Origin of the sequence: Amycolatopsis sp. NPDC001319 (genome assembly GCF_042896185.1) — a bacterium.
Classification (GTDB): domain Bacteria; phylum Actinomycetota; class Actinomycetes; order Mycobacteriales; family Pseudonocardiaceae; genus Amycolatopsis.
On the sequence record NZ_JBIAWY010000004.1, the window covers coordinates 832718 to 857900 of the forward strand.

Below are 25183 nucleotides of genomic sequence, written 5' to 3' on the forward strand. Positions count from 1 at the left end.
CGCCCCGCCCCCCCCCCCACCCCCCCCCCCCCCCCCCCCCCCCCCCCCGCCCCCCGCGCCGCGGGGGCCCCCCCCCCCCCCCGGGGGGGGGGCCCCCCCCACGGCGGTTAGTCGACGTACACCGAGTAGCCGATGTCACCCGACCTGGTGCCGTCGGCCGTGTTGCCCCACACGGTGACCGAGTAGATGCCTCGGTCCGCTGGGGTCCACGTCATCGTCCCCGCACCCGAACTGTCCGCCGGCACGGTGAACTCCTCTGTCACGGCACCCCGGTCGTTCCGGACGGAGTAGGTGTACGAGACGATGCCCGGCATACCCGGCGTGAAGGTGAACGTCCCCGGCACACCAGGACCGCCCGACCACTCGTTTTCCGGGTATTCCTTGGACGACACGTACGGCGCGCTCGAGATGCTGAACCCGTACATGTTCTCCTGCGAGGAGACCTTGTCGGCCGTCACCGTACGCACCCGCAGGTTGTGGGAGGCCCAGCCTTCCGGTGGCAGCGGGGGAGTCCATGCCAGCACAGCGCGGCCGTTCTGAGCGGCCACCTGCTGGAACGGACCCCAGTCGAACGAGTACTCGAACGCCACCGCGCCCGGCTGGCGGGCTTCCAACGTGAAGGTGCCGGGGAACGCCCGCCCGTTCGCCTGGAACTCCTTCGAGGTCACCGTTGGATCGTTCGTCACTGTCCACGTGATGTTGTCCGTTGACGACCACACGCCCGCCGTGTTCCTCGCGCGCACCACCATCTCGTAGTCGCCGATCCTTGGTGGGGTGTAGCTCACCGTCGCGGTGTTCCCGCTGACGGGCACGGTCCACCTGGTCGCCGGGTCCGCCGTCAGCCAGTACTCGAACTCCACGGCGTTCGGCATCGGGGTGGTGAACGTGAACGTGGCGGCTCTGCCCTCCGTCGCGATGTCGCCCTCGTAGCCGATCGTCGGTCGCCAGGTGTTGAGCGACAACCGTTTCTCCGTTACCGGGGACAGCCCGCCGGACGCGTCGCGGGCCTGGACCCGCAGCAGGCTCTGGTCAGCCGAGGTGAACTCGATCGGCAGCGTGGCGGTTCCGTCGGCGTTCGCCTTGACCGTCCACTTCGTACTCTCGGCACTCGCGAACCAGTAGTCGTACTCGACGACGTCCGGCATTCTCGGGGTTGCCGTGTACGTGGCCGAGGTGCCCAGGTCGACGTTCGCGGGCCCGCTTACCACCGGTGACGCATCGACGAGGAATCGGTACTCCCGTTCCGGCGTCGTTACGCCCGAGGTGTCGGTGCTGCGCACGAACAGCACGTGATCACCACCGGTGGCCGGCGTGATCGTCACCTCGGCGACGCCGTCCTGGCCGGCCGTGACCGTGGCCGACGCGCCGTCGTCCAGCCGGTAGTCATACGTCACGACGTTCGGCATCCCCGGCGCGAACCGGAACACGCCCGGCACGCCGATGCCGCCGTCCGGGCCGCCTTGCGGCGGGTAGCGGTCGGACGTGACCGTCGGCCGCGTCTCCTTGACGAGGAATGAGTAGTAGGTGCTGCCCGAGAGGTTGCCCGCCCGGTCCCACGCCCGCACGATCACCGACTGCCAGCCGTTGGCCGTTGGCGTGAAGCTGACGGTGGCCGTGCCGTCGGGGCCTGCGGCGATCTCACGCGTGTTCGCGCCGAAGCTGTAGTCGTACCGCACGACGTCGGTGGAACCGTTGGGGGAGAAGGTGAACTCGCCGGCCACACCGACCCCGCCGCCCTCGACGCCCGCCGGGTACGTCGCGGAGACGACGGCAGGCGCGTTCGGATCCGTGCGGTCGACGGTGAACCGGCACGGGCCCACCGTGGACGACTTCGCACCCCAGCTGTCCTGTGCGTACACCTCCCACGCGTAGGTGCCGTCGGCGAGGTCCGAGGTGTCCGGGTACGCCGCGGCGGGGTTGCCCGACCCGGCACCCGTGTGCCGTTGCGACGGGTCCGCCACCGGCCACCACGTGAACTGCCCGGACGTGAAGTCGCCGTCCGGGTCGGATACCTGTGCGCTCAGCTCCAGCTGGCCGCTCACCAGTGCCCCGGTGCCGTCCTTGGCACAGGGTTCGTCGTTGGTGCGGAGGTCGGTCGGCGCCGCGGGCGGCGCGTTGTTGACCACCCGCAGCGTTGCCGGGGCCTCGATCAGCCGATAGAACGCCGGGTCCGCCTCGTGGGCTTCGGCGACGCGGAAGCCCAGCGTGAGGTGACGGTCCTTGTGGTCGACCGCGTCCCGCACCGCAGAGGTGACGTCGAACGTGGCGTCGTTGTCGATGCAGGTGCCGTCGGCGCCCCTGGCGGCTACCCGTGTCCGCTCCGCCGGGCGGTTCTGCCAGGTCGACTGCTTGGTGTAGGCGGAGGTCCGCCACACCTCGGTGGCGCGGCTGTCGCAGTCGACGTAGTGCGTCTCGCCGGCCGAAAGCAGCACTGTCGTGAACGGAACACCTCGCAACGAACTCAGGTCGAAATTCACGTACGAGCGTTGAAGGTGCGGTGTGGCGTCCCAGGTGCCGATCGGCAAGTTGCCGGACGGCTTGAAATTGGCGGTGGTCGGTGTCGCTGAGTCGACGTAACCCCAGGACGTCGCGGACAGCGTCACCTCGGAACGCTGTTGACCAGTGGTTTCCGCTGCCGCCATCGCGCCATCGGTGACGGTGAGCCCGATCGTGAGCGCGACGGCGAGCAACGTCAGTGATCTTCGTAAGGTCATGCTGGCCCTTCCCCTGTTGCAGGCATGCACGACCTACACGCCTGAAGGGGAGGATTGGTTGCACCACGCGAAGCCGAGTCGCGGTACGGGATCCGGTACGCGGCGCCGTTCTGCACCTGCCTGGACTCCGGCGTGTACATCCACGAGTGCCAGGACGGGAACAACAACCAGAAGTGGGACAACTACACCCGCGGCAAGGTCAGGAACCAGGCGATCGGCTGTGCCTGGCCGCCGGGACGTCGTCGGTGTTCACAACTTCCTGTTCCTGCGCGGTCAACGCCACCGACTGGACCATCTCGTCCGCGACCAACAAATACATCCAGAACGTGTCCACCGGACTCTGCCTGAACAACGGGGAGGCCGTCGGACTGCGGATCTGCCGGGCGGGGCCCGCGCGGTGGACCGTGATAAGCCGATGCGCTGAACGGGCGGTGAGCCCGCGCAGGTCGCCGCGGCGGCCGGTCCTGCCGGCATAGGCGCATTTGGCGGCGGAGTGACGATTCGACGCGCGCCACGCTCGTTGACGTGACGCTTTGGCCCCGGCTCGCCCCAAGGGGAATCTTGCGGTCCTGGCTGCGCAGGCGGACGTATACCCGAGCTTCGCCTTCCGGGTCCGCGACACCCCGCTCGAGCTCGAGCCGGTGCTGCTGTCCGGACGCCTGATCCCGCCGCGTTCACCGCGCGGCAGCGGCACAACCGCGCCGTGCTGGCCGAGGCGAAGTGAGTTTTGTTTACATATCGTGACTCGTCAGACTGCAAGGCTGATCCGCGGCCGGTGAAAGCCGCGAGCTTTCACGACGTGGTCCACACGGGCGACTGCGGGTAACTCGCTGACACGCGGCGTACGTCAGGGCTGGTGAGCGGGCCGAGTCCTTGCTCACCCGATACACAGCCTGCCACTCGGACGCCCTGTGCCGGGAACTGCCATCACTCAGCTTGAGGTGCCGGCGCCGCGGTCTCTGCTCTTGGTTTCGTCGATCGTGCCGCTGTTGGCTTGTCTTATCTCCTCACCGCGCGCGCGGGACTCGGCTTCCTCGATCGCCAGGTAGCGGTCGTGCATGTCGGAATCCCCAACGTGTGTGATGGCGGTGATGGCGGCGTCGAGGACGCCGTCCATCCATAGTCGCGTGACGCCGCGCATCTGCCGGTCTCCCTCGTCCAAGAGCGTTCGGGCGGTTGCCTGATCGCGCGCCAGGGGGACGAGCAGGAAGTGCTCTTTGACGAAGTAGCGCCAGAGTCCTGCGTTCTTCCAGGACAGATCGGAAGGCATGGCGCCGGCGCATTCACGCAGCGTCGCCCAGGCGCCTTCGAAGTCGCCCGACGTCCGCTGGAGCTTGATGAGGGCGAGTAGCTTGCTGGCCTTGGTCCAGCCTGGTTCTGACGCGGCGACAGCTTCTTTCTGGATCTCGACGGCTTCGGCGAGAAACCCGAGTCGGGCGAGGTGGAACTGGAGGGTGTTGAGCGTGTCTCCGGTGCGGGGTTGCTGGTCAGCCCAGGCCAGGAGGAACCGGCGGGACATTTCCCGTTCGCCGAGGCGGGCGGCGTGGTCGGCCCAGGTACGCAAGCTCTCGGCTGCGGGGTCTGCCGGGAATCGCTTTCGCCGGTCGTCCAGCCATTCCTGGACGACGGCATCGGTGAAATGGGGTGTGCCGTCCGGGTTGCGGGCATCGGTGATCCTGTGGAGGACGCGTGCACGATCAGGGTGGGAGCTGGACCGCACGGCCTGCAGCGTCACCTCGACGCCGGCGGTCAGTAGATGGTGGGTGCGATAGCCGAGCGCGGTGTCGAAATTGATCTCTTTGGCCTGCCAGTGCAGCCAGACGTCCTCGAGTTGGCCGTGCTCGGCGACGAGGAAACCGGCCAGCTCCAGGTCAGGGGCCAGTCCCCACGACACGGTCTCCCGATAGCGGGTGATCTCCTGGCGGAGCAAGAACCTCAGCAACGGCAGGTCCTGCGGCCTTCGGTCGTATTGCAGTGCCCACAGAACGCCGAACCGCTCCGCACGGTTGCTGTCGTATGCCCGTCCCTGCTCGTCTCGCGCCGGCGCGAATGCCAGCCCTGCCCAGGTCGAGTCATCCTGCCGGACGTGAGCGAGGTTGCGGCGTTGAGCCTCCAGCAGCCGTTGTTGATCACCATGGGGGGACAACGGTGGTCCTCTCTCCGGTGGTCGCGATCGCCGGGTCGCGGCCGAGGACGCGAGCGAGTTGATCGCCGCCATGCCGATTCTCTTCGGCATGGCGGCGGGCATGCAGGTTAGCGGCCTCCAGTCGTTGTCGGAGGGAGGCGTGGACCTCCGCCGGGCGGCCGCCGGCGTCGCGGGTGCCCGTCCTCAGCGGTGCGAAGGCGGTCAATCTCTGCACCACCAGGCAGTGCCGACCAGGGAGGCGCCCGCCCGCCGGCCCGCGACGTGACGCACGCGGCCCCGGGCACGGTCTTCGTGTGTTCCGCGCCTGGCACAGAGCGCGTAGATCCAGGTCATGGCTGCATCGTAGGGATTCCCCATGTCGTCGACGAGTGATTTCAGCGGCCGGCCGGCAGAGTCCGGCGCAGGAATCCCACCGTCAGGTCCCACGCTCGAGCCGCCGCCTCAGGTCGGTAGAACATCGGCGCCACCCGGTTGTGGAAGGCGTGCCCAGCGTCGTCCTGCACGTGGATCTCCGCGCCCTGATGCTGCCATTCGTTTACGTAAGAGAGACCCTCGTGACGCGCTTGCCCAGAACACGGCGACAGACCAGTCCCTCGCCGGCCGCAACAATGTGGAAGTGTGGTGTCGTGCAATTCCCGTTCCCCACCGTCCGCCCCGACGCGGTGGAGTATTACGTGGCTCTGTTGGGCGCTCAGGCATTGCCGGCCGAGGCATTGTGTCTCACCGCAGTGCGCGGGTTGTCCGTCGACGAGGCATTGCACCGCTTCGACGCGTTCCCGGCGAGCCGGGAAGTCACTCTCGCGGTCGCCGGCCAGACCAGTGTCAATGCCTTCCCGGACCAACTCCCCCTCGTCGTTGCCGGCCAGCGGGACGGCTGGACACTGCTGGTCGAAGACAACGGTGTGCACGGCTCTAGGCCCGGTGTCCTGGCGCGGTTGTCATCCGGCACGGTGGCCGCGAGCGTGTACTGGAACGTCAACCTCGTCAGCCGAATCAGCCTCGCGCAAGACGTCAGAGTCTTGGCTGTGTTCGACTTCGTCACCGGCGGTACTCCAACGGGGGAAGAGCCGGAGGCGATCGGCCCCTTCCTCGGCGATCTCGACTTCGACGACCCGTATCGGAAATGCGCCTCGGCGCTCGCCTTTCTGGAGCGGGTGACTGGCATACGCGTGACTGCGGACTGGTCCGGCCAGAGCCATGCTGCCTCGGTGATCGTCGATCCCACCAGATTCGAACAGCCCAGCTCCTGGCTCAAGATCAACGCGCCTGATGTCGTTGCGGCCATACCCGAGACGAACCGGCGGGAACTGCGGACGCTGGCCACCTTGGCGGCGACCCGCGCCTGCGAAGCGACCGGCGTCGACGATCCCGCCGTACTGGCCAGTCTGGCCGACAACGCAGACGCCCTGCCCGAGCTCGAGCGCACCCGGCGCCGTGATCAGATCGCCGTTCGGGCGCACCAGGACTACCGCGACGGCCTCGAGCTGCGCTGGAACCGCTGTCAACCGCCGGACCCGAGGCTCGACGCCCGTGCAAGACTCCGCGCCGCCGCCAGATGCCGAAACGCCGACACCAGTGTCGAGCGCGCCTTGTGTGCCCGCGCTCATGCACTCGCCGCCGTATACACACACCTGTCAGCCGATCCCGTCGACGCACTGGCTACGGCCATGTTCAACGCCTGCCAGGCCAACCGGGACAACTGGCCGGCCCTGCTCGGCGAGCTCACAACCCGCCTGCGCGCTGACGGAGCCTGAGCTCACGCACCGTGACCGGCCAGAAGGGATCGTCAACGACGATTCCCCGCTCTGAACGACTTTCAGCAGCACGGGCTCGCTCATCGGCCCGAGCGAGGGCGTTCTGCCGTCCTCATACGGGCAGAGTCCGGTGCAGAAATCCCACCGTCAGCTCCCAAGCCCGAGCGGCCGCTTCCGGCCGGTAGAACATCGGCGCCACCCGGTTGTGGAAGGCGTGCCCGGCGTCTTCCTGCACGTGGATCTCCGCTCCCGGGTGCGAAGCCACCGCTTCCTCGACCACAGCGACATCCGACCGCGGAATGAACGGATCCTGCCCCCCGAAATGGAACTGGATCGGGCAAGTCACCTCACCCAGCGAGGCAATCTCGCCCGCCACCGTCGAGCCGTAGAACGACACCGCCGTGTCCGGGGTGCCCGCGGCTGCGGCGGCGAACGCGAGGGACCCGCCCAGGCAGAAGCCGAGCACTCCGGCCCGAGAGGTCAAGCCGCGCAGGTGCGCGAGGGCCGCCAACACGTCCGACAGAGCCAGCGCCGGATCCAGCTGGCCCGCGACCTCCATCGACCGGGCTACCCCGGCTTCGTCGTGCGTGGACGACCAACCCGGCGCGAAGCGGTGGAACAGCTCGGGCACGGCGACCACGTAACCCAGCGAGGCGAGGTCCGCGGCCACGCCCGACAGGTAGTCGTCCAGGCCGAAGATCTCCTGGATCAGCACGAGACCGGGGCCGTGGCCGTCGGCGGGAAGCCACACGGGCAGGTCGACGGGACCGTCGGTGAGCTGCAGGTGATCGACGCGAGTGGGCAAGTTTCCTCCCAAGTAGATCCACTGTGGACAATCAGGCTGGCCCACCGGGCCTCCGGCGATCTATGTTGAGTTTTCCAGACCGGAGGAGTCGTGATGGCGGAGCGCACCAAGTACATCCTGGACGAAGCCGATCTCCCGACGCAGTGGTACAACGTGGTGCCCGATCTGCCGGAGCCGCCGCCCCCGCCGTTGCACCCGGGGACGCGTGAGCCGGTGGGGCCGGAGGATCTCGCGCCGCTGTTTCCGCAGGCGTTGATCGCGCAGGAGGTGTCCACCGAGCGGTACGTGGACATTCCCGAGGAGGTCCGCGAGGTCTACCGCCTGTGGCGCCCCTCGCCGCTGTACCGCGCGAGAAGGCTGGAAAAAGCGCTGGGCACCCCGGCCCGCCTCTACTACAAGTATGAGGGCGTGAGCCCGGTCGGGTCGCACAAGCCGAACACTGCGGTGCCTCAGGCGTTCTACAACGCCGCGGAGGGCGTCACGCGCCTGACGACCGAGACGGGCGCCGGGCAGTGGGGCAGTGCGCTGGCGTTCGCGTGTGCGCAGTACGGGCTCGAGTGCGAGGTGTGGCAGGTCCGCGCCTCCTACGACCAGAAGCCCTACCGCAAGCTGATGATGGAGACGTTCGGCGCGACCGTGCACCCGAGCCCGTCGGCGCTGACCGAGTCCGGGCGGAAGATCCTCGCCGACGACCCGGATTCCCCGGGCAGCCTCGGCATCGCGATCAGCGAGGCCGTGGAGCAGGCCGCGGCCGACCCGAACGCCCGCTACGCGCTCGGCAGCGTGCTCAACCACGTGCTGATGCATCAGACGGTGATCGGCGAGGAAGCGCTCAAGCAGTTCGAGCTCGCGGGCGACACGCCGGACCTCCTTGTCGGCTGCACCGGCGGCGGCTCCAACTTCGGCGGGCTCGCGTTCCCGTTCCTGCGCGAGAAGCTGGCGGGCCGGATGAACCCGGTGATCCGCGCCGTCGAGCCGGCGGCGTGCCCGACCCTCACGCGCGGCACGTACGCGTACGACTTCGGCGACACGGCCGGTCTCACCCCGCTGCTGAAGATGCACACGCTCGGCCACGGCTTCATCCCCGACCCGATCCACGCGGGCGGCCTGCGCTACCACGGGATGTCGCCGCTCATCTCGCACATCTACGAGCTGGGCCTCATCGAGGCGCTCGCCGTCGGGCAGCAGGAGTGCTTCGCCGCGGGTGTGCGCTTCGCCCGGGCGGAGGGCATCATCCCGGCGCCCGAGCCGACGCACGCGCTGGCCGCGTGCATCCAGGAAGCGTTGCGCTGCAAGGAAACCGGGGAAGAGAAGGTGATCCTCACGGCGCTGTGCGGGCACGCGCACCTCGACCTGCCCGCGTACGGCGCGTACCTCTCCGGCGAGATGGTGGACAACGAGCTGTCCGACGACGTGCTCGCCGCTTCCCTGGCCGAGTTGCCGTGAAACGGCGGGCCGCCCGGACCCGCGGCCCGTCGTTCACCGCTCCTTGGACACGGTCGCCAGCAACTCGGGACCTTGCGCGGCGAGCCGTCGCTGCGCAAGGCCGCCCCACCACCGCGCCAGCACGGCGCCGACCACGATCCCGACCGGCACGCCGAGCCACTGCAGCACCGGCGAGCCGAGCACCGCGCCCGCGACGCACAGCGCGAGCACCGGCAGCGCCCCGGCGGCGACCAGCAGCATCGTCGCGAACATCTGCAGCAGCCGCGCACAGCCCGGGCGGCCGCCGGACGACCACGGGCTCGAGCTCTTGCGCTGGTCGGGCAGCGGGTAGGCGAGGAACACCGACTGCAGCATCAGCACGCCCGCCCCGCCACCCAGCAGCGCCGGCACCAGGCCGAACACCCACGGATACGCGCCGGTCTCGCCGACCGCACCCGGCAGGACGGCGGCCAGCAGCAACGCCACCGGCGCCACGATCAACGCCCACGCCAGCTGCCGGCCCCGGACGTCGGCGCGTTCGGCACCGGGCACGGTGAGCGTGTGCCACAGCGCGCTGCCGTCGAAGCCGTAGAGGTTGCCCGACTGCATGCACGCGAAGAACACCACCGCGACGCCGAGATAGGGCACGATCGCCGGCCGCCCGCCGCCGGACAGCGCCGGCAGGACCGTGACCACGACCCCGACGATCAGCGTCGACAGCAGGGCGACGCGCCGGCGGGCGTCGCGCCACCACGTGAACAGCTCCTTGCGCGCCACGGCACCCACAGGAGTCGCGGGCAGCAGGCTGCGGCGCACGCGCGCACCCTCGGCCCGCACCTTCGTGCGCGACGCGCCGCGGAACGACGGGCTGGTCACCTGCCGCGAGAGCAGTGCACCCCACGCCGCGAGCAGCACGGCGATCAGCGCGAGCATCGCGACCAGCAGCCCGAGCGCCGTGCCCCACTCGCCGGTGCCGGCCGCCTGCACGGCGACCGTGCCCCAGCCGGACGGAAGCACGTGCATCACGTTCACGAAGCCCGGCACGCGGCCGTTGATGATCGCGGGGCCGAGGCTGTTGATCGCCAGGTTCACGCCGACCCCGGAAAGACCGGTCAGCGCGACCAGGATGATGCCCAGCTCCTTGCCCTTGCGCGACGTCAGCAGCGCGCCGAGCGCCGCCATCACCACGCGGTAGAGCAGCACCACGAACGCCAGCTGCAGCACCGTGAACACGAGCCCGACCAGCGCCGCGCCCGCGCCGAGGCGCAGGCCGTAGAAGAACAGGCCGAGGAACGCGACCAGGCTGACCAGCGTCGTCACGCCGACGAAGCTCGCGGCCAGCAGCCCGACGGCGAGCTTGCGCCGGCCGATCGGCAGCAGTGCGAAGTGCTCGGGGCGCAGCGTGTCGTCCCCGCCGCCGGTGGCGATGGGCGCGAGCACCCAGCCGGCTGCCCACCCCGCGTAGATCGTGGTCAGCAGGTCGACGGTGATGCCACCGCCGCCGCGGATCGGCACGAGGGCCAGCACGATCGTCAGCACGGCGGCCGTCAGCCCGATCACCCCGCCGACGACCATGCCCGCGACGCGGCTGCCGCGCAGGGAATTGCGCAGGACGCGCAGCTTCAGTCGGACGAGGACGCCAACCACGACAGTCCTTCCGCTCCGCCGGTGCGCCCGCCCACGATGTGCACGAACGCGTCTTCCAGGCTCCCGCCGCCCCGCACGTCGTCGACGGCGCCCGCCGCGACCACCCGCCCTCGCGTGATCACCGCGACGTGGCTGCACAGCTGCTCGACCAGCGCCATCACGTGGCTCGAGAGCACCACCGCGCCACCCGAGCCGACGAACCGCTGCAGGATCGTCCGGATCGTCGACGCCGACACCGGGTCCACCGCCTCGAACGGCTCGTCCAGCACCAGCAGCCGCGGCCCGTGCAGCAGCGCCATCGCGAGCCCGATCTTCTTGCGCATGCCCGCGGAGTAGTCGATCACGAGCGTGCGCTCGGCCTCCAGCAGCTCCAGCACGCCCAGCAGCTCCTGCGCCCGCGCCGCCACCGTGTCGGGCGGCAGGCCCCGCAGAAGTCCCATGTACGTCAACAGCTCGCGGCCCGTGAGGCGCTCCGGAATGGACAGTCCGTCCGGAAGCACCCCGATGAGGCTTTTCGCCCGCTCCGGCTCCCGCCACACGTCCACGCCGAACACGTTCGCCTGCCCCTGGTCCGGCCGCAGCAACCCCACCGCCATCGACAGCGACGTCGTCTTGCCCGCACCGTTCGGCCCCACGAGCCCGAAGAACGAGCCCCGCGGAACCTCCAGGGTGACGCTGTCGACGGCGAGCGTGGTGCCGAACCGTTTGGTGAGCCCGTACAGGCCCATTGCGGCGTCCGCGCCGTTCTCGGCCACGAGTGCCCCCTTCCGTGGTCTGGAAGGGGAGATTACGCGGATTGGGGGAGGTGTGCGCGGTGTTTGCGGGGTGTTGGTGAGTTGCGGAAGGCGCGGGGTTGGGGTGGGTTGCGGGGTGGTTACGGTCGGTGACGTTCGGGGTGTTCCGCGTTCATCCCGCGCCCGGTGGGCGATACGTTGACCTTGTCATCAGGCGGCACGACTCGGAGGTTCGCTTGCCGGACAAGCGCCCCGTCGGCGACGCGCTCGCCATCGCTCACGGTCTGGTTGCCGGTGCCGGGCCGGCCGGCCCGCCGGTGCCGGCTCTTGTCGAGCTGGCCCGCAGGTTCTTCGCGACGCAGTTCGATGTCCCCGCCGGCCAGGACGCGGACGGACTTCTCTTCCAGTACGGGAAAGCCGGCTGGCTGTCATCGCCCACGCTGGTCGTCGGCATGGTGCGGCAGTTGGAGGTTCTCGACGCGGCCGGGGCGCACGAGGCTTGTTCGCAGGTGCAGTTCGAGTACAGATATGACCTGGATCGCGACCTCGAGTCCGCTGGGGGATTTTCGGAATGGTGGTTTCCCGATGATGGGACGCCCCTCGAAAGCTGGCTGGACACCGTCTCGAGGTCACCCATCGGTGATCTTCTCGCGAGCAGGGAGCCAAGAGAATTCGTGGTCTGGCTCGATCGCGTGTGATGAGTGATCTTCGGCCGCCTGAGTCAGAGCCGTGTGGCGAACGTCTTCGCGAACGTGTGCACATCACCGGGCCAGCGAGCGGACACGTAGTTCCCGTCCTCGACCACGAACGCCGGGCGTGAGTCCTCCATCGAGTCGCGGGCGCGGCCGCTCGCCTGGACCCGGTCCGTCGTGTCGCGGAAGTGCTCCGGGCGCGCGAGGGCGCGGGTGACCTCCTGCTGCACCGACATGTACCCCGCGGGCTGCCCGGGCTCCTCGCGGTAGGTGCGGTAGTAGTCCGGGTCCCAGAACCGGGTCCGGCGTGCCAGCTGCCAGGCCGTGCGTTCCAGTTGCCAGGTCAGGGCGGTGGTCGTGCGGCCGTGCAGGACCGAGCGGCCGGTGGCCGGGTCGACGCTGCGGGCGGCGAGCAGCACGCCGTGGCAGATGGCGCCGACCGGGAGGTCGCGCTGGAACGCGGAGACGACCACGTCCTGAAGCACGCGGCTTTCGAGATAGGAACGCATCCCGCGCGCGCGGTGCCCGCCCGGGAGCAGGAGGCCGTCGAAGTCGTCGAGGTTGATGTCGGCCCAGCGGATCGGGGTGCGCCACGCCGGGTCGGCGAGCAACGCGGCGTGCGCCGAGCGCGCGGCCGAATCGGCGCGCAGCACGCGGCCGACGGCGGTGAGCTTCCGCAGGCCCCGCACGCGGCTCCACAGGTCGAGGCCCTCGCCGGTGACCATGAGCTCGTCGCAGGTCGCCTGCGCGCCCTCGGGAGTCGCGAAGACCACCGTGTGCCCGTCGAGCATCGCCCGGCTGACGGCCACTTCGGACGGGTCCGAGTCCTGCGCCGGGACGGGGATCAGCACTGTCGCCAAGTCATCCTCCTGAAGCTCAGTCAGAAGGATGCCAGCCTGCGATCTTCAGGTCGAAACGCGTCAGTCGACCTGCGCCGAGCTGACGTACCAGGAGCCCGACTCGACGTCGATGGGCTCGTCGACCCAAGGCTGCACGATGTCGGCGATCTCCGCCGTCATCCGCCACATGTGCATGATCCAGCCGTCGGGCGTCATGTCGACCTGTCCGCGCAACGGCTCGACGACCTCCGCCGGCAGATCCCACTCCCGTTCGAGGAGTTCGTCCGCGCCGAACTTCTCCACCATGTTGACCACAAGCACCTAAGCCCCGCAGGTGATCTTCGGCTGCGGGTTGTACCGCACCGTCCGCGTGTGGCGCGAGACTTCCCGCCCCGTGGCCGCGTCCTTCAGCACGCGCGTATCCGTAGTCGTGAACCCAGGGGCCCCATTGGACGCGTGGCAGTTCTCCGCCGGACCCGGCTTGGTCGGCTGCGGAGTCGGATTGGTCCGCTCCCCGGGGATCGACTCCACCGAGTACCGCTTCGTGCCCCACAGCTTCACCGTCAACGACGAAGGCGACCAAATCGTCTGAACGGCGATCCCCGTCGACGAGTCGTTGGTGAACTTCAGATCGATCACGCTCGACCCGTTGGGGTTCTGGAACACCGTCGCCTCACGAGCCGCCGGGTAGCGGCTGATGTAGTAGCTGTGCTCCTTGTGCCCCGCGTCCTTCATGCCCGCGAAGTACGCCGCGTTGTACAGGGTCGTCGCGAACTGCGAGATGCCACCGCCGACCTCGCGGGCCGGGGCGCCGTTTTCGATGACGCCGGCCTCGACGTAACCCTGGGGTTTGCCGCGGGGGCCGGTGAAGCCGTTGAGGCTGAAGGTCTCGCCGGGCTTCACGATGGCGCCGTTCACTTTCTGGGCGACGACGCGGATGTTGACGCCCGAGTCGGGCGCGAAGCCGCCGGTGGTGAACTCGCCGACGACCTCTTTCACGCCCAGCGCGTTGGCCTGCTCGGTCGTCACCTTGGCCGGGCTGTTCTTGTACACGGCCTTCAGCGAACGACCGTCGGCGCGCTTCAGCACGTCCGGTAGCGGCTTCAGGCTCGGCTCCCAGTCGACGGTCTTCCCGTCCACCGAAGGCTCGACGGTCGGCTTCCCGCCGCTGAACCCGATGGTCGCCTCCTTGCCCTCCTTCTCGGTGGACTTCAGCTGCGGGCCGGCGACCGAGACGAGCTTCTTCTGGTCCACCACCGGCACCAGCCCGCCGCCGTCGGCGGGCGCGAAAGTCAGCGCCGCGGCGATGTCACGCGGCTCCAGCACAGCCGAGGCGCCCTCACCCTCGATCGTCACCGGCGCAGCCACCGCGGGACGTGCGAACTGCTCCAGCGCCGCCTGCACCCCGGCGGCAGTGGTCCGCACCGGCGCCGGCACCACAGGCAAAGCCAGTTCGGACCCGGACGCCCACTGGCTCAGCACCGCGGCCTTCGCCGCGGCGACATCGAGCTTCTGCCCCGGCTGCGGCGCCACGGCGACCGGTGTGGTGCCGTCGAACCGCACCGTGCCCTCCACCGCGGCCCGATCCACCCGCCCGCGCAGGTCCTCCAGCGCCGGGTCCAGCCGGTCGCCCTCGGCGTGCGAGACGACGCCGATCTCGTGCGTCGAGAAGAACGACGCCAGCCGCGTGAACGGGTTCAGCGGCTGGTCACCGGCCTGGTCCAGCGTTGCGGACCAGTCGAGGCGCAGGCCCGCCAGCGTCGGCGACAAGGTGGTCCGGGCCGCACCCGCGGTCACCGTCAGCGGCCGCGTCAGCCGCGGCTCGATGAGGCCCCGCAGCTCCCGCTCGGCCACCGGCCGGTCGAGGCCGCCGACGTCGACGCCCGCGACCGTGGTCCCGCGTGGCACGCTGCCCTGGCTGGTGAGCAGGTCGATCAGGTACACGACCAGCAGCGCGGCGAGCACGCCGCCGGAGATCCACAGGGTCCTGCGCAGCCGAGGGCGCGATTCGGGCTCGGCATCCGACGAGCCGACCGCCGGCAGCACGACCGTCTGCTCGTCCTCGGACTCCGGCCAGCGCGGTTCGTACGGCACCTGTTCGACCCTCCGTTTGCTGCGTCCCGCGCCACAGCGTACGGCCTGAGCCGGACATGCCGGACTAGTGCCCCTTGCGGAACAAACCGGTCAGCGTGCGTCGGGCTCCGGGTTGGCGCCGGCACGCGCGAGGAAGTCGAAGTCGCAGCCTTCGTCGGCCTGGGTGATGTGCTCGGCGTACAGGGCACCGTAACCGCGTTCGAAGCGCGGCGCAGGCTCGAGCCAATCCGCCCGCCGGCGCGCCAGCTCGTCGTCGGGCACCTCCAGCCGCAACGCGCGGGCGGGCACGTCGAGCGTGATCAGGTCGCCGTCGCGGACCAGGGCGAGCGGGCCGCCGACGTGCGATTCCGGGGCGACGTGCAGCACGCAGGCGCCGTAGGAGGTGCCGCTCATGCGCGCGTCGGAGATCCGCACCATATCGCGCACGCCCTGAGCGAGCAGGTGGTCGGGGATCGGCAGCATGCCGTACTCGGGCATGCCCGGGCCGCCGAGCGGGCCGGAGCCGCGCAGCACCAGCACGGAGTCGGCCGTGATGCCGAGCGCCGGGTCGTTGATGCGCTTCTTGAGGTCGGCGTAGTCGTCGAACACGACGGCGGGGCCGGTGTGGGTGAGCAGCTCCGGAGTGGCGGCGATGTGCTTGATCACCGCGCCCGACGGCGCCAGGTTGCCGTGCAGCACGGCGACGCCGCCTTCGGCCGCCAGCGGGTTGTCGCGCGGGCGGATCACGTCGTCGTTGTGCACGCGCGCGGTCGTCAGCGTCTCGCCCAGGGTGCGGCCGGACACGGTGAGCCGGTCGGTGTGCAGCAGGTCCGTCAGCCGCGACAGCAGCCCGGGCAGGCCGCCCGCGTAGTAGAAGTCCTCCATCAGCCACGCGCCGCCCGGGCGGATGTTGGCCAGCACGGGCACGCGGCGCGCGATCTCGTCGAAGTCGGCCAGGCTCAGCGACAGGCCGCTGCGCCCGGCCATCGCGATCAGGTGGATCACGGCGTTGGTCGAGCCGCCGAGCGCCAGCACGGTGGTGATGGCGTCGGCGTACGCGCGCTCGTCGAGGACCTTCGTGATCGTGAGGTCCTCCCACACCATGTCCACGATCCGCGCGCCGCTGGCCGCCGCCATCCGGTGGTGCGCCGAGTCCACGGCCGGGATCGACGCCGCCCCCGGCAGCGTCACGCCGAGGACCTCCGCGGCCGAGGTCATGGTCGAGGCCGTGCCCATCGTCATGCAGTGGCCGGGGGAGCGGGCCAGACCGCGTTCCAGCTCTGACAGCTCCTCGTCACCGATGGTGCCGGCGCGGCGCTCGTCCCAGTACTTCCACATGTCCGTGCCGCTGCCCAGCACCTCGTTGCGCCAGTGGCCCCGCAGCATCGGGCCGGCCGGCACGAAGATCGCCGGCAACCCGGCGCTCGCCGCGCCCATCAGCAACGCGGGCGTGGTCTTGTCGCAGCCGCCCATCAGCACCGCGCCGTCGACGGGGTAGGAGCGCAGGATCTCCTCGGTCTCCATCGCCAGCAGGTTGCGGTACAGCATGGGCGTGGGCTTCTGGTACGTCTCCGACAGCGTCGCCACCGGGAACTCCAGCGGGAATCCGCCCGCCTGCCACACGCCGCGCTTCACCTGTTCGGCGCGTTCGCGCAGGTGCATGTGGCACGGGTTGATGTCGCTCCACGTGTTGAGCACGGCGATCACCGGCTTGCCCTGGTGTTCCCCGGGCTCGTAACCGAGCTGGCGGGCCCGCGCACGGTGGCTGAAGTTGCGCAGCTCGTCGCCCCCGAACCAGCGGTGGCTGCGCAGGTCCTCCGGTGTTTTCATGGCCGGGCCGCCTTTCGTCGCTACGGGCAGTATGGCATCTGATATATGATCACAGTCCGCCACGCGGGTCGCGGGCACCGTCCGCGCCCGCCTGGTTGAATGTCGGTCTGTTCACCGCGGCAGACCGCGCGAGCCTGGAGTGTCCGATGCCACCGACGTTCAGCCTGCCCGCCTCCCGGACCGAAGTGGTCCTGGAGGAGATCCGGCGCGGCATCCTGACCCGCGAGCTGCTCCCGGGCCAGCCGCTGGTGGAGGCGGAGCTGGCACAGCGGCTCGGGGTGTCGAAGACGCCGGTGCGCGAGGCGCTGAAGGTGCTGTCGAACTCCGGGCTGGTCACGTTCAGCCCGTACCGCGGCGCTTCGGTGTGTGTGGTCGACGCGGAGCTCGCGCGTTCGGTGTACGACGTGCGCATGGTGCTCGAACCCGAGGCGCTGCGCCGTTCGGTGGCGGCCGGGGCGTCGTTCGACGACGCCGCCGAAGCGCTGAAGGAGGCGCAGGCGGCGCTCGCGGACAAGGACCACACCGCGCTCAGCCTGCTCAACCGCCGGTTCCACGGCGCGCTCTACGCCGGGTGCGGCAACCCGCTGATGGTCTCGATGCTCGACGACCTCAAGGACCGCGCCGCGCTCATCACCGTGGTCGGCTGGGACACGAACCCCAGCTGGCGCAAGGAGTGGAGCGAGCACAAGGCCGTGCTCGCCGCCGCGAAGAAGGGCGACGCCGAGGGTGCGGCCGAGTTGCTGCGCAAGCACATCGGCGCGTTCCTCGATCGGGTGCTGGCCGCGATCCCCGAAGAGGGGGCGTAACACCGTGCGGCTGCTGCTCGTCGCGGACACCCACCTGCCCAAGCGCGCCAAGGAGCTGCCCGACGAGGTCTGGGCCGAGGTGGAGCGGGCCGACGTCGTGGTGCACGCCGGTGACTGGGTGGATCTCGACGCGTTCGACGAGCTCGCCGTGGCCAGCAAACGGCTCATCGCGGTCTACGGCAACAACGACGGCCCCGAGCTGCGCGAGTGGCTGCCGGAGGTCGCCCGCGTCACGCTCGGTGGCGTGCGCCTGGCCGTGATCCACGAAACGGGCGACGCGAAGGGCCGCGAAGCGCGTTGCGACGCGCAGTTCCCCGACACCGACGTGCTCGTGTTCGGCCACAGCCACATCCCGTGGGACACCGTGACGCCCGGCGGCCTGCGCCTGCTCAACCCCGGCTCGCCCACCGACCGGCGCCGGCAGGAGTTCTGCACCTACACCACCGCCGAGATCCACGCCGGGAAACTCACCGACGTCGAGCTCCACGAGCTGCCCCGGCGCTCCTGAGCGGGTAAACAGGACGCATGGACCCGGCACGCGCACTGCGCGACATCGCGTTCCAGCTCGAACGCGCGGCTGAGCCGACCTACCGCGTCCGCGCCTTCCGGCAGGCCGCGGCGGTCGTCGACCACCTGTCGCAGGAAGAGCTCGAGAGCCGCGTGCGCTCGGGCACGCTGCAGGCGCTCAAGGGCATCGGCAAGGCGACGGCCGGGGTCATCGAGGACGCGTGGCTCGGCCGCGTGCCTGCGTACGCCGCGAAGGTCGCCGAAGCCGATCTGCCCGACGGCGGCGAACTGCGCGCCGCGCTGCGCGGCGACTGCCACACGCACTCCGACTGGTCCGACGGCGGCAGCCCCATCCAGGAGATGGCCGAGGCCGCGCGCGACCTCGGCCACGAGTGGATCGTGCTCACCGACCACTCGCCGCGCCTGACCGTGGCCAACGGCCTTTCGCCCGAGCGGCTGCGCAAGCAGATGGACGAGGTCGCGCGCGTCAACGAAGAGCTCGCCCCGTTCCGGCTGCTGCACGGCATCGAGGTCGACATCCTCGACGACGGCGCGCTCGACCAGCGTCCGGACTTGCTGGAGCGGCTGGATTTCGTGGTCGCCAGCGTGCACTCCAAGCTGCGCATGCCCTCGCGGGAGCTGACGCCGCGGCTGCTGGCGGCCGTCGCGAACCCGCACGTGCGCGTGCTGGGCCACTGCACCGGCCGGCTCGTGCGCGGACCGCGGGCGCGGCCGCCGTCGACGTTCGACGCCGAGAAGGTGTTCACCGCCTGCCGGGAAAACGGCGTGGCGGTGGAGATCAACTCGCGCCCGGAGCGGCTCGACCCGCCCATGCCGTTGCTGCGGATGGCCGTGGAGCTGGGCTGCGAGTTCGCCATCGACAGCGACGCGCACGCCCCCGGCCAGCTCGACTGGCAGGTCTACGGGTGCGCGCGCGCCGAAAAGGTCGGTCTCACGGCGGACCGCGTGATCAACACCCGGCCCGCCGACGAGCTCGTCTAGTCTACTGTGGACTGATCCCGATGTTGATCACCGGGTGGCCGGCCGGGTCGAGCCAGCGCATCACGGCGTCGAGGTCAGCGCCCGGGATGGACACGCAGCCCGCCGTCGGTTTGCCCGCCGAGACGTGCAGGAAGAACGCCGAACCCTTGCCCGGCACCGCGGGCGAGCGGTTGTAGTCGATCACGGTGGCGTGGTCGTAGACGGGGCCGGCCTTGCCGAGGTCCTCGCCGGCCGCCTCGTCGAACGGGCAGGTGCCGGGCGCGCACGAGTAGTGCGTGTTGTAGTAGGGCGACTTGACGTCGGAGACCCACCAGTCGTGGTCGGTGACCTGGCGGTAGGGCAGCCGGGTGCCGTTGGTGGGCTGGATGCCGAACGCTTGGGTGAGGGTCCAGACGCCGGCAGGAGTGTGCGACGTCGTTTCGCTCGCTTCGCCGATGCCTTGCGTGCCGACGAACGCCGGGAACGGCCCGAGGGCCCGGACCCAGTGGGAACCCTTGCGCTGCCACGCGATCAGCGTCGCGGTGGTCGACGACGGGTCCGGCGCGGTGACCGTGACCATCTGTCCGGCGGAACCGTGGTAGGCCAGCGGGGGATCCTGCGCCGGATTCTGCTCGGGTGAAGCCGGTGCGACGGTGGCGAGCGTACCCAGCGCGACGCAGACGAGCGTCCCCAGAACGGTTCTCATGGGGCGCGAGCTTACGGCAAGAACCCGGGCCGCCGCAGGGAAATCGGCGACCCGGGTTCTTGCTCAGTTGATCTGGTAGGAGTCGCCGTAGACCTTCCACTTCAGGGGCGTGTGGAGGTCGAGGTTGCCCGCGTTGAGGAACACGAGCTGTTCGGTGTCCACGCGCGAGGTGTCGGCGTGGGCTTCTTCCTGCTTCATGATCACCTTGCGGGCGTCGAGGAACGCCTTGAGGTAGGTGGTCTCGTTGCCGCCCTGGGACGGCGGCTTGGCCTTCTTGATGGCGGAGTTGCGGATGCCGCCGAAGCTGTCGGAGCTGTTGCCCGGGCCGTGCATCACGATGGCGTCGTAGTAGATGAACTGGCCCAGTGCGCCGAGACCGTCGGACTTCGCCTGGTTCACCGACGGGTTGAAGTACACGCGGTCACGCTCGCTGTTCTGCGCGGCCTGGAACTGCGACGTCTTCGCCGCGGCCTTCCACGCGTCCACGAACGCCTGGCCGAGGCCGGAGTGGGAGTCGGAGCCGTTGACGTTCCGCAGCGCCGGCAGGTACTTCGCGAGCGGGTTGTTCGGTACGGAGTTGGTGTAGGCCTGCACGAGCTCGAGCATGTCGCCGGTGCCCGAGCAGAAGCCGATGATGCCGGCGGTGTAGCCGCGGCCGTCGCCGATGTCCTCGATGTAGCTGTACTGAGCCTTCCAGTCGAGGCTCGAGTTCTCCGCACTGGACACCAGCTGCATCGCGATGTCCTTCTTCTCCGGTGAGGCGAGGTCGCCGCCGGAGGCGAGGATGGAGGCTGCACTGCTGAGGGACGCGGGGTTCGCGGCGGCCGTGGAGAGGGCGGGGGTGGCCAGGACGACGGTGAGGGCCGACGCCACGGTGAGACCGGCAACCAGGGCAGGCCGCATCGTCTTGCGCATGGGGGGAATTCCCTTTCCGCAGAATTGCCAGGGCACGGCCCTGGCAGGTGGGCAAGGCGGACGAAGCCGCGTTTTCCCTGACACGCCAGGGAAAACCCGACTCCGGTGCTGCTGCGGCGTAGCGCAACGATAACCGCGCGTGACCCCAGCGGCAAGGGGTAGATCGAGTTTTCGCCGACGGCGGGAGTTGTTGCCCGGAGGGCGGTACAGGGTTCCGGTGACCGGGAAACCGTTGTGCCCGGCGTAAAATAGGTGTCGGCGCGCTGTGGTGAATCCTTTGTCGACCCCAGTGAGTCCACAAAGGACTTAGGCTACAAAGTCTTGAACGACATCCCTGCCCGCATCAGGCGTTCGATCAAAGCATCACCCATCGCCGTCGCCGTGGTGACCTGGCCAGCGGTCGCGGGAAGGTCGTCGAAAGCCAGGCACAGGGCGGATTCCGCGAGCATCTTCGCGGTCTCGTCATAGCCGGGGTCGCCGCCCGAGACTTCGGTGGTCACGTGCCGGCCGCCGCCTGAGCCGGTGAAGCGGACGGAGAACCAGGACTTCGCGCGGCGCGCCGGGCTCGGTCCCTGGCCCGGGGTGAGGAGCTTCGACAGCGCGTCGCGCGCGGGGGCGAGCTGGGCGGCGGCGAACAGTGCGCCGGCGCCCGCTGTCGCGGCCGCCACCGAAGGCAGGCCGGCGAAGGCCGCGAAGTGGCGGTAGCGGAAGTCCGGGCCGTAGCGGGCGGAGGCCCGCGCCGAGTGGGCCACGACCTGCGGGTCGATCGTCGGCAGCGGGACGGCCCACTGGCCGGTGCCGGGCACGCGGTGCGGGCTGCCGATCGGAACCCGGACCCGCCGGCCGGGCGGCTGCGGCTCAGCCGCGGCGCGCACCTTGGCCACGCGGTTGGCGGCGGCCTGGCGGGAGAACGCCGTCATCGCCGTGAGGAAGGTGCCACCCGAGGGCAGGGCGCCGACGCGGACGTAGCCGTCGACCTGCAGCGGGACGTCCTCCGGCAGCTGCCGGACGGTGTACCAGGCGCCGAGGTCGTGGGGGATCGAGTCGAAGCCGCAGCTGTGCACGAGCCGGGCGCCCGTCTCGGCGGCCTTCGCGTGGTGGGCGAGGTACATGCGGTCGACGAACTCCGGCTCGCCGGTGAGGTCGACGTAGTCCGTACCCTCGGCGGCGCACGCGGCGACCAGCGGCTCGCCGTAGTGCAGGTACGGGCCGACGGTCGTGGCGACGACCTTGGCCGACACGGCGACCGCCCGCAGCGAGTCGGGGTCCGCGATGTCGGCGCTGAGCAGCGGCAACGTGCCCAGCCGCTCGTCGACGGCCGTCAGCCGGGTGCGCAGGTCCTCGAGCTTGGCGCGGTTGCGGCCCGCGAGCGCCCAGCGGCAGCCGGGCGGGGCGGAGCGCGCGAGGTACTCCGCCGTGAGCGTGCCGGTGAAGCCGGTGGCGCCGAACAGCACCAGGTCGTAGTCGGCCATGCGCGTGCCTCCCGAAGGTCCGGGTCCGAGGTTACCGCCGGGTCACTTCGGGGCCGGAATCTCCGCCCGTCCGGCGTGGTTGAGCCCGGTGTGACGGACTTCGGGCGGGACATCTCGACGGGTTACTTCCTGGTGCCGAACGCGGCCGACCCCCTGGTCGAGCGCGCGCGCGAGCTGGAGCGGATGGGGTTCGAGCACCTCGCCGTGCAGGACCACCCGTACCAGCGCCGGTACGTGGAGACGTTCTCCCTCATGGGCGTGCTGCTCGGCGCGACGACGAAGATCCGGGTGTTCCCCGACGTCGCCAACCTGCCGCTGCGCAACCCCGCTGTGCTCGCGAAGGCCGCCGCCAGCCTCGACCTGCTCTCGGGCGGCCGCTTCGACCTCGCCGTGGGCGCCGGCGCGTTCTGGGACGCGATCGTCGCCTACGGCGGCCCGCGCCGCACCCCGGGTGACGCGCTCGCCGCCGAGGAGGAAGCGATCACCGTCATCCGCAAGATCTGGAGCGGCGACCACAACCTCCGCTTCGACGGCCGCTTCCACTCCCTGGCCGGCGCGCACTCCGGCCCCGTGCCGGCGCGTCCGATCGGCCTGTGGCTCGGCTCGTACGGCCCCCGCGCGCTGCGCCTCACCGGCCGCCTGGCCGACGGCTGGGTCGTCAGCCTCCGCGACGACCCCGCCGAAGCCCTCCGCATGGCCGCGGCCGTCGACGCGGCCGCCGTCGACGCCGGCCGCGAGCCGGCCTCGATCCGCCGTGTCCTCAACGTCGGCGCCACCCCGACCGCCCCGGAACTCGCCGACTTCGCCCTCGCCGGCGGCTTCGACACCTTCGTCCTCTCCGGCGCCGACGACCGGGCGTCACGCGTGTTCATCGCCGAGACCATCCCAGCCGTCCGCGAACAGGTGGCGGCCGAACGCTCGGCGTGACGGCGGCTCAGAGCTCGGCGGTCCAGGGCCCCTTCGGATGTCGGTGCGGGTCGAGCCACAGCTGAGGTTGCCGCAGGCCCAGGTCCGGAGCGAACTCGTCCTGCTCCGGGAAACGGCCCTCGCGATCGGGCCAGAGCACCTGCAGGAAGGGTACGACGGGACGGGTGGCGCGGTAGAAGCCTTGTGCCGTCCCGAAGAACACGCCGTGCCAGCCCTCGTCGACCGGCCGCAGCGCCAGACGGCCGGACTCGAGGACGTCGTCCAGCTCGGCACCGGCGGCCGGTCGGCGGCCCGCGGCCACCTGCTCGCCGATCAGGTTGAGCAGCCGCATCCCGGGCCCGGCTCGAGCCCGAACACGGCGAGCTCCGGCACGCGGAACGAGTGCCACAGCCCGACCGTGAACGTCCAGCCCGCGCTGACCTCGTCCTCCGGGATCGCCAGCAGACCCCAGCCGGGGTCGGCGACGTGCTCGAACAGGCCGGCGTCGACGGAGTCGAGGCGGTCCCGGTCGCCGTAGTCGAGGCAGACCATGCACTTGCAGGAGTCGGTGGACACGACGGGAAGGGTATCCGGCCACACCCGTGCCGAGCGTCCACTGTGGATCGCCGGCACTACATTAAAGAGCTGGTAAACTGACCCCACGATGACTGCTGCCGCCACCACCGCGCCACGGCACCGGTCCATCCTCGGGGTCCTGCTCGCTGCCTTGCTGCTCCTCGGGGTCGCCGCGCCCGGGCCGGTGCCCGCCGGCGCGGAGCACCACGAACCCAAGCCGGCACTGGTCGCCCACCAGTCACCGCACTTCGTTGCCGTGCAACCGATCCCGGACGCCACGCCGCCGGAACAGGCGAAACAGCGCCCGGCTGCGACAAACACCGCCACCGCCGACAAAAGCACCACCACAGGACACCGATCCGACCCGAAAGTCCCCGCCCGCGCACCGCCCTTCACCTGAGTACGTCACCCCTCACCCGTACTCAGCTGTTGGAGGTTTCCCATGACCAACGGTCATGCCTTGCTGGCCGTCGGCGGTGCGTTCCTGGCGGCCGGGGTCGTCGCGCGCCTGGGCAGTAAGATCGGGCTGCCGACGATCCCGTTGTTCATGCTGGCCGGCTTCGTGTTCGGTCCGCACACACCCGGGTTGTCGCTTGTGGACGACCCCGCCGAGCTCGGCGTGCTGGCCGGGCTCGGCCTCGTGTTCCTGCTGTTCTACCTCGGCCTCGAGTTCTCGCTCGACGACCTCGCGCGCGGCGGCAGACGCCTGGCCGCGGCCGGGCTGGGCTACCTGCTGCTCAACGTGGGCGGCGGGCTCGCGTTCGGGTTCACGCTGGGCTGGGGCACGCGCGAAGCGCTGGTGATCGCGGGGGCGATCGGCATCTCGTCGTCGGCCATCGTGACCAAGCTGCTGCTCGAAACCCGCCGTGCCGCCAACCCCGAATCGCGCCTGATCATGGGCGTGATCGTGCTCGAAGACCTGTTTCTCGCGCTCTACCTGGCCCTGCTGCAGCCCGTGCTCAGCGGCGCCGACGGCTTCGGCGCGGCGTTCGCCGACTTCGGCAAGGCGCTCGGCTTCCTGCTCGTGCTCGCGGCGCTGGCGCGCTGGGGTGGCCGGCTCGTGTCGCGGCTGTTCGGTTCGGCCGACGACGAGCTGCTCACCGTGTGCTTCGTCGGCGTCGCGGTGCTGGGCGCGGCCGTCGCCGAGGAGGTGGGTGTGTCCGACGCGATCGGCGCGTTCATGGTCGGCATGATGCTCGGCGGCTCGAAGGTCGCGCCGCGCGTGCACAAGCTGGTGCTGCCGCTGCGCGATGCGTTCGGGGCGCTGTTCTTCTTCATCTTCGGCCTCTCGATCGACCCGGGCGCCGTCGGGACGGTCGTGGTCCCCGTGCTGGCGGCCGTCGCGCTGACGCTGGTGCTCAACCTCGCCGCGGGCGCGTTCGCCGCGAAGTTGCACGGCTTCGACCGCCAGGCCGGGGTGAACATCGGGCTGACCGTGCTCACCCGGGGCGAGTTCTCGCTGGTCCTCGCCACGCTCGCGGCGGCGGCCGGGCTCGACCCTCGCGTGGCCCCGTTCGTCGCCGGATACGTGCTGCTCCTGGCCGTGATCGGGCCGCTCGCGGTGGTGCGTTCGGAGCGGCTGACCTGGCTTTTGCCGGCTCGGCTGACCCGGCAGCGGGGGTGACGGGAGACCCCGGGCATATTCAGGAGCCACG

At 70.3% G+C, this 25183-nt stretch carries 24 protein-coding genes and 1 pseudogene; 9 read left to right on the top strand and 16 right to left on the bottom strand.

Features of this window, described 5'->3' with window-relative positions:
• Positions 1 to 107: 107 nt before the first annotated feature.
• The 4 genes and pseudogenes from ACFY1H_RS18770 to ACFY1H_RS18785 all read right to left on the bottom strand — a co-directional run.
• The gene (locus tag ACFY1H_RS18770) at positions 108 to 2714 is read right to left on the bottom strand and encodes a hypothetical protein (protein WP_386947784.1); all 2607 of its coding nucleotides are present in this window, start codon (positions 2712 to 2714) and stop codon (positions 108 to 110) included.
• Positions 2715 to 2913: 199 nt separating this feature from the next.
• A complete protein-coding gene (locus ACFY1H_RS18775) occupies positions 2914 to 3048 on the bottom strand; it encodes a hypothetical protein (RefSeq protein ID WP_386947786.1) in 135 nt (44 codons plus the stop codon).
• Between the two features lie 597 nt (positions 3049 to 3645).
• The gene (locus tag ACFY1H_RS18780; protein ID WP_386947787.1) at positions 3646 to 4962 is read right to left on the bottom strand and encodes a hypothetical protein; all 1317 of its coding nucleotides are present in this window, start codon (positions 4960 to 4962) and stop codon (positions 3646 to 3648) included.
• A 272-nt stretch (positions 4963 to 5234) separates the two neighbouring features.
• Positions 5235 to 5384: pseudogene (locus ACFY1H_RS18785) on the bottom strand (dienelactone hydrolase family protein); the annotation flags it as partial.
• A 102-nt stretch (positions 5385 to 5486) separates the two neighbouring features.
• On the opposite strand from ACFY1H_RS18785, the gene ACFY1H_RS18790 reads away from it, so the two are divergent.
• The gene (locus tag ACFY1H_RS18790; RefSeq protein WP_386947789.1) at positions 5487 to 6614 is read left to right on the top strand and encodes a DUF6461 domain-containing protein; all 1128 of its coding nucleotides are present in this window, start codon (positions 5487 to 5489) and stop codon (positions 6612 to 6614) included.
• Positions 6615 to 6726: 112 nt separating this feature from the next.
• On the opposite strand, the gene ACFY1H_RS18795 is transcribed toward ACFY1H_RS18790, so the two are convergent.
• Positions 6727 to 7419, bottom strand: a complete 693-nt coding sequence (locus tag ACFY1H_RS18795; RefSeq protein WP_386947791.1) for a dienelactone hydrolase family protein — start codon at positions 7417 to 7419, stop codon at positions 6727 to 6729.
• 93 nt (positions 7420 to 7512) lie between these two features.
• Here ACFY1H_RS18795 and ACFY1H_RS18800 point away from each other — a divergent pair, with 93 nt between their 5' ends.
• Positions 7513 to 8865, top strand: coding sequence for a TrpB-like pyridoxal phosphate-dependent enzyme (locus tag ACFY1H_RS18800; RefSeq protein WP_386947792.1), 1353 nt, complete (start codon positions 7513 to 7515; stop codon positions 8863 to 8865).
• A 33-nt stretch (positions 8866 to 8898) separates the two neighbouring features.
• On the opposite strand, the gene ACFY1H_RS18805 is transcribed toward ACFY1H_RS18800, so the two are convergent.
• Positions 8899 to 10491 carry a hypothetical protein gene (locus ACFY1H_RS18805; protein WP_386947794.1) on the bottom strand — a complete coding sequence of 531 codons (1593 nt, stop codon included), beginning with the start codon at positions 10489 to 10491 and terminating at the stop codon, positions 8899 to 8901.
• Complete coding sequence (locus ACFY1H_RS18810; protein ID WP_366587305.1) at positions 10467 to 11219, bottom strand: ABC transporter ATP-binding protein; 753 nt, start codon at positions 11217 to 11219, stop codon at positions 10467 to 10469. Before ACFY1H_RS18810 ends, ACFY1H_RS18805 begins: the two co-directional genes overlap by 25 nt.
• A 242-nt stretch (positions 11220 to 11461) precedes the next feature.
• On the opposite strand from ACFY1H_RS18810, the gene ACFY1H_RS18815 reads away from it, so the two are divergent.
• Positions 11462 to 11923: a hypothetical protein gene (locus tag ACFY1H_RS18815; RefSeq protein ID WP_386947796.1), complete on the top strand. Its 462-nt coding sequence runs from the start codon at positions 11462 to 11464 to the stop codon at positions 11921 to 11923.
• A gap of 23 nt (positions 11924 to 11946) precedes the next feature.
• On the opposite strand, the gene ACFY1H_RS18820 is transcribed toward ACFY1H_RS18815, so the two are convergent.
• From ACFY1H_RS18820 to araD, 4 genes are all read right to left on the bottom strand, one after another.
• Positions 11947 to 12768 (bottom strand): DJ-1/PfpI family protein, encoded by an 822-nt coding sequence (locus ACFY1H_RS18820; protein WP_386947947.1) that lies wholly within the window; start codon positions 12766 to 12768, stop codon positions 11947 to 11949.
• Between the two features lie 69 nt (positions 12769 to 12837).
• Positions 12838 to 13062 carry a hypothetical protein gene (locus ACFY1H_RS18825; RefSeq protein ID WP_366587145.1) on the bottom strand — a complete coding sequence of 75 codons (225 nt, stop codon included), beginning with the start codon at positions 13060 to 13062 and terminating at the stop codon, positions 12838 to 12840.
• 15 nt (positions 13063 to 13077) lie between these two features.
• Complete coding sequence (locus tag ACFY1H_RS18830; protein WP_386947798.1) at positions 13078 to 14850, bottom strand: VanW family protein; 1773 nt, start codon at positions 14848 to 14850, stop codon at positions 13078 to 13080.
• Positions 14851 to 14940: 90 nt separating this feature from the next.
• Positions 14941 to 16659 (bottom strand): L-arabinonate dehydratase, encoded by a 1719-nt coding sequence (gene araD / locus ACFY1H_RS18835; protein ID WP_366587150.1) that lies wholly within the window; start codon positions 16657 to 16659, stop codon positions 14941 to 14943.
• Between the two features lie 146 nt (positions 16660 to 16805).
• Here araD and ACFY1H_RS18840 point away from each other — a divergent pair, with 146 nt between their 5' ends.
• Genes ACFY1H_RS18840 through ACFY1H_RS18850 form a run of 3 tightly spaced genes read left to right on the top strand, consistent with a single transcriptional unit; the run spans position 16806 to position 18974 of the window.
• On the top strand, positions 16806 to 17465 hold the full coding sequence (locus ACFY1H_RS18840; protein WP_366587152.1) for a GntR family transcriptional regulator: 660 nt from the start codon (positions 16806 to 16808) through the stop codon (positions 17463 to 17465).
• Positions 17466 to 17469: 4 nt separating this feature from the next.
• The gene (locus tag ACFY1H_RS18845) at positions 17470 to 17973 is read left to right on the top strand and encodes a metallophosphoesterase family protein (protein WP_386947800.1); all 504 of its coding nucleotides are present in this window, start codon (positions 17470 to 17472) and stop codon (positions 17971 to 17973) included.
• 17 nt (positions 17974 to 17990) lie between these two features.
• Positions 17991 to 18974: a PHP domain-containing protein gene (locus tag ACFY1H_RS18850; protein ID WP_366587157.1), complete on the top strand. Its 984-nt coding sequence runs from the start codon at positions 17991 to 17993 to the stop codon at positions 18972 to 18974.
• Position 18975: 1 nt separating this feature from the next.
• Here the strand turns inward: ACFY1H_RS18850 and ACFY1H_RS18855 are convergent, their stop codons facing one another.
• The 3 genes from ACFY1H_RS18855 to ACFY1H_RS18865 form a co-directional block, all read right to left on the bottom strand.
• Positions 18976 to 19659, bottom strand: coding sequence for a L,D-transpeptidase (locus tag ACFY1H_RS18855; protein ID WP_386947802.1), 684 nt, complete (start codon positions 19657 to 19659; stop codon positions 18976 to 18978).
• Between the two features lie 63 nt (positions 19660 to 19722).
• Positions 19723 to 20574 carry a chitosanase gene (locus ACFY1H_RS18860; RefSeq protein ID WP_366587162.1) on the bottom strand — a complete coding sequence of 284 codons (852 nt, stop codon included), beginning with the start codon at positions 20572 to 20574 and terminating at the stop codon, positions 19723 to 19725.
• A 311-nt stretch (positions 20575 to 20885) separates the two neighbouring features.
• The gene (locus ACFY1H_RS18865) at positions 20886 to 22046 is read right to left on the bottom strand and encodes a saccharopine dehydrogenase family protein (protein WP_386947803.1); all 1161 of its coding nucleotides are present in this window, start codon (positions 22044 to 22046) and stop codon (positions 20886 to 20888) included.
• Positions 22047 to 22136: 90 nt separating this feature from the next.
• On the opposite strand from ACFY1H_RS18865, the gene ACFY1H_RS18870 reads away from it, so the two are divergent.
• Entirely contained in the window at positions 22137 to 22973 is an 837-nt protein-coding gene (locus ACFY1H_RS18870) for an LLM class flavin-dependent oxidoreductase (protein ID WP_386947805.1), read from the top strand.
• Between the two features lie 7 nt (positions 22974 to 22980).
• Here the strand turns inward: ACFY1H_RS18870 and ACFY1H_RS18875 are convergent, their stop codons facing one another.
• Positions 22981 to 23304, bottom strand: coding sequence for a DUF4262 domain-containing protein (locus tag ACFY1H_RS18875; protein ID WP_386947807.1), 324 nt, complete (start codon positions 23302 to 23304; stop codon positions 22981 to 22983).
• Positions 23286 to 23528 carry a DUF4262 domain-containing protein gene (locus ACFY1H_RS18880; protein ID WP_386947809.1) on the bottom strand — a complete coding sequence of 81 codons (243 nt, stop codon included), beginning with the start codon at positions 23526 to 23528 and terminating at the stop codon, positions 23286 to 23288. Before ACFY1H_RS18880 ends, ACFY1H_RS18875 begins: the two co-directional genes overlap by 19 nt.
• Positions 23529 to 23616: 88 nt before the next feature.
• Here ACFY1H_RS18880 and ACFY1H_RS18885 point away from each other — a divergent pair, with 88 nt between their 5' ends.
• Positions 23617 to 23928 (top strand): hypothetical protein, encoded by a 312-nt coding sequence (locus ACFY1H_RS18885; RefSeq protein ID WP_386947811.1) that lies wholly within the window; start codon positions 23617 to 23619, stop codon positions 23926 to 23928.
• Between the two features lie 42 nt (positions 23929 to 23970).
• A complete protein-coding gene (locus tag ACFY1H_RS18890; RefSeq protein ID WP_366587172.1) occupies positions 23971 to 25152 on the top strand; it encodes a cation:proton antiporter in 1182 nt (393 codons plus the stop codon).
• Positions 25153 to 25183: the final 31 nt, after the last annotated feature.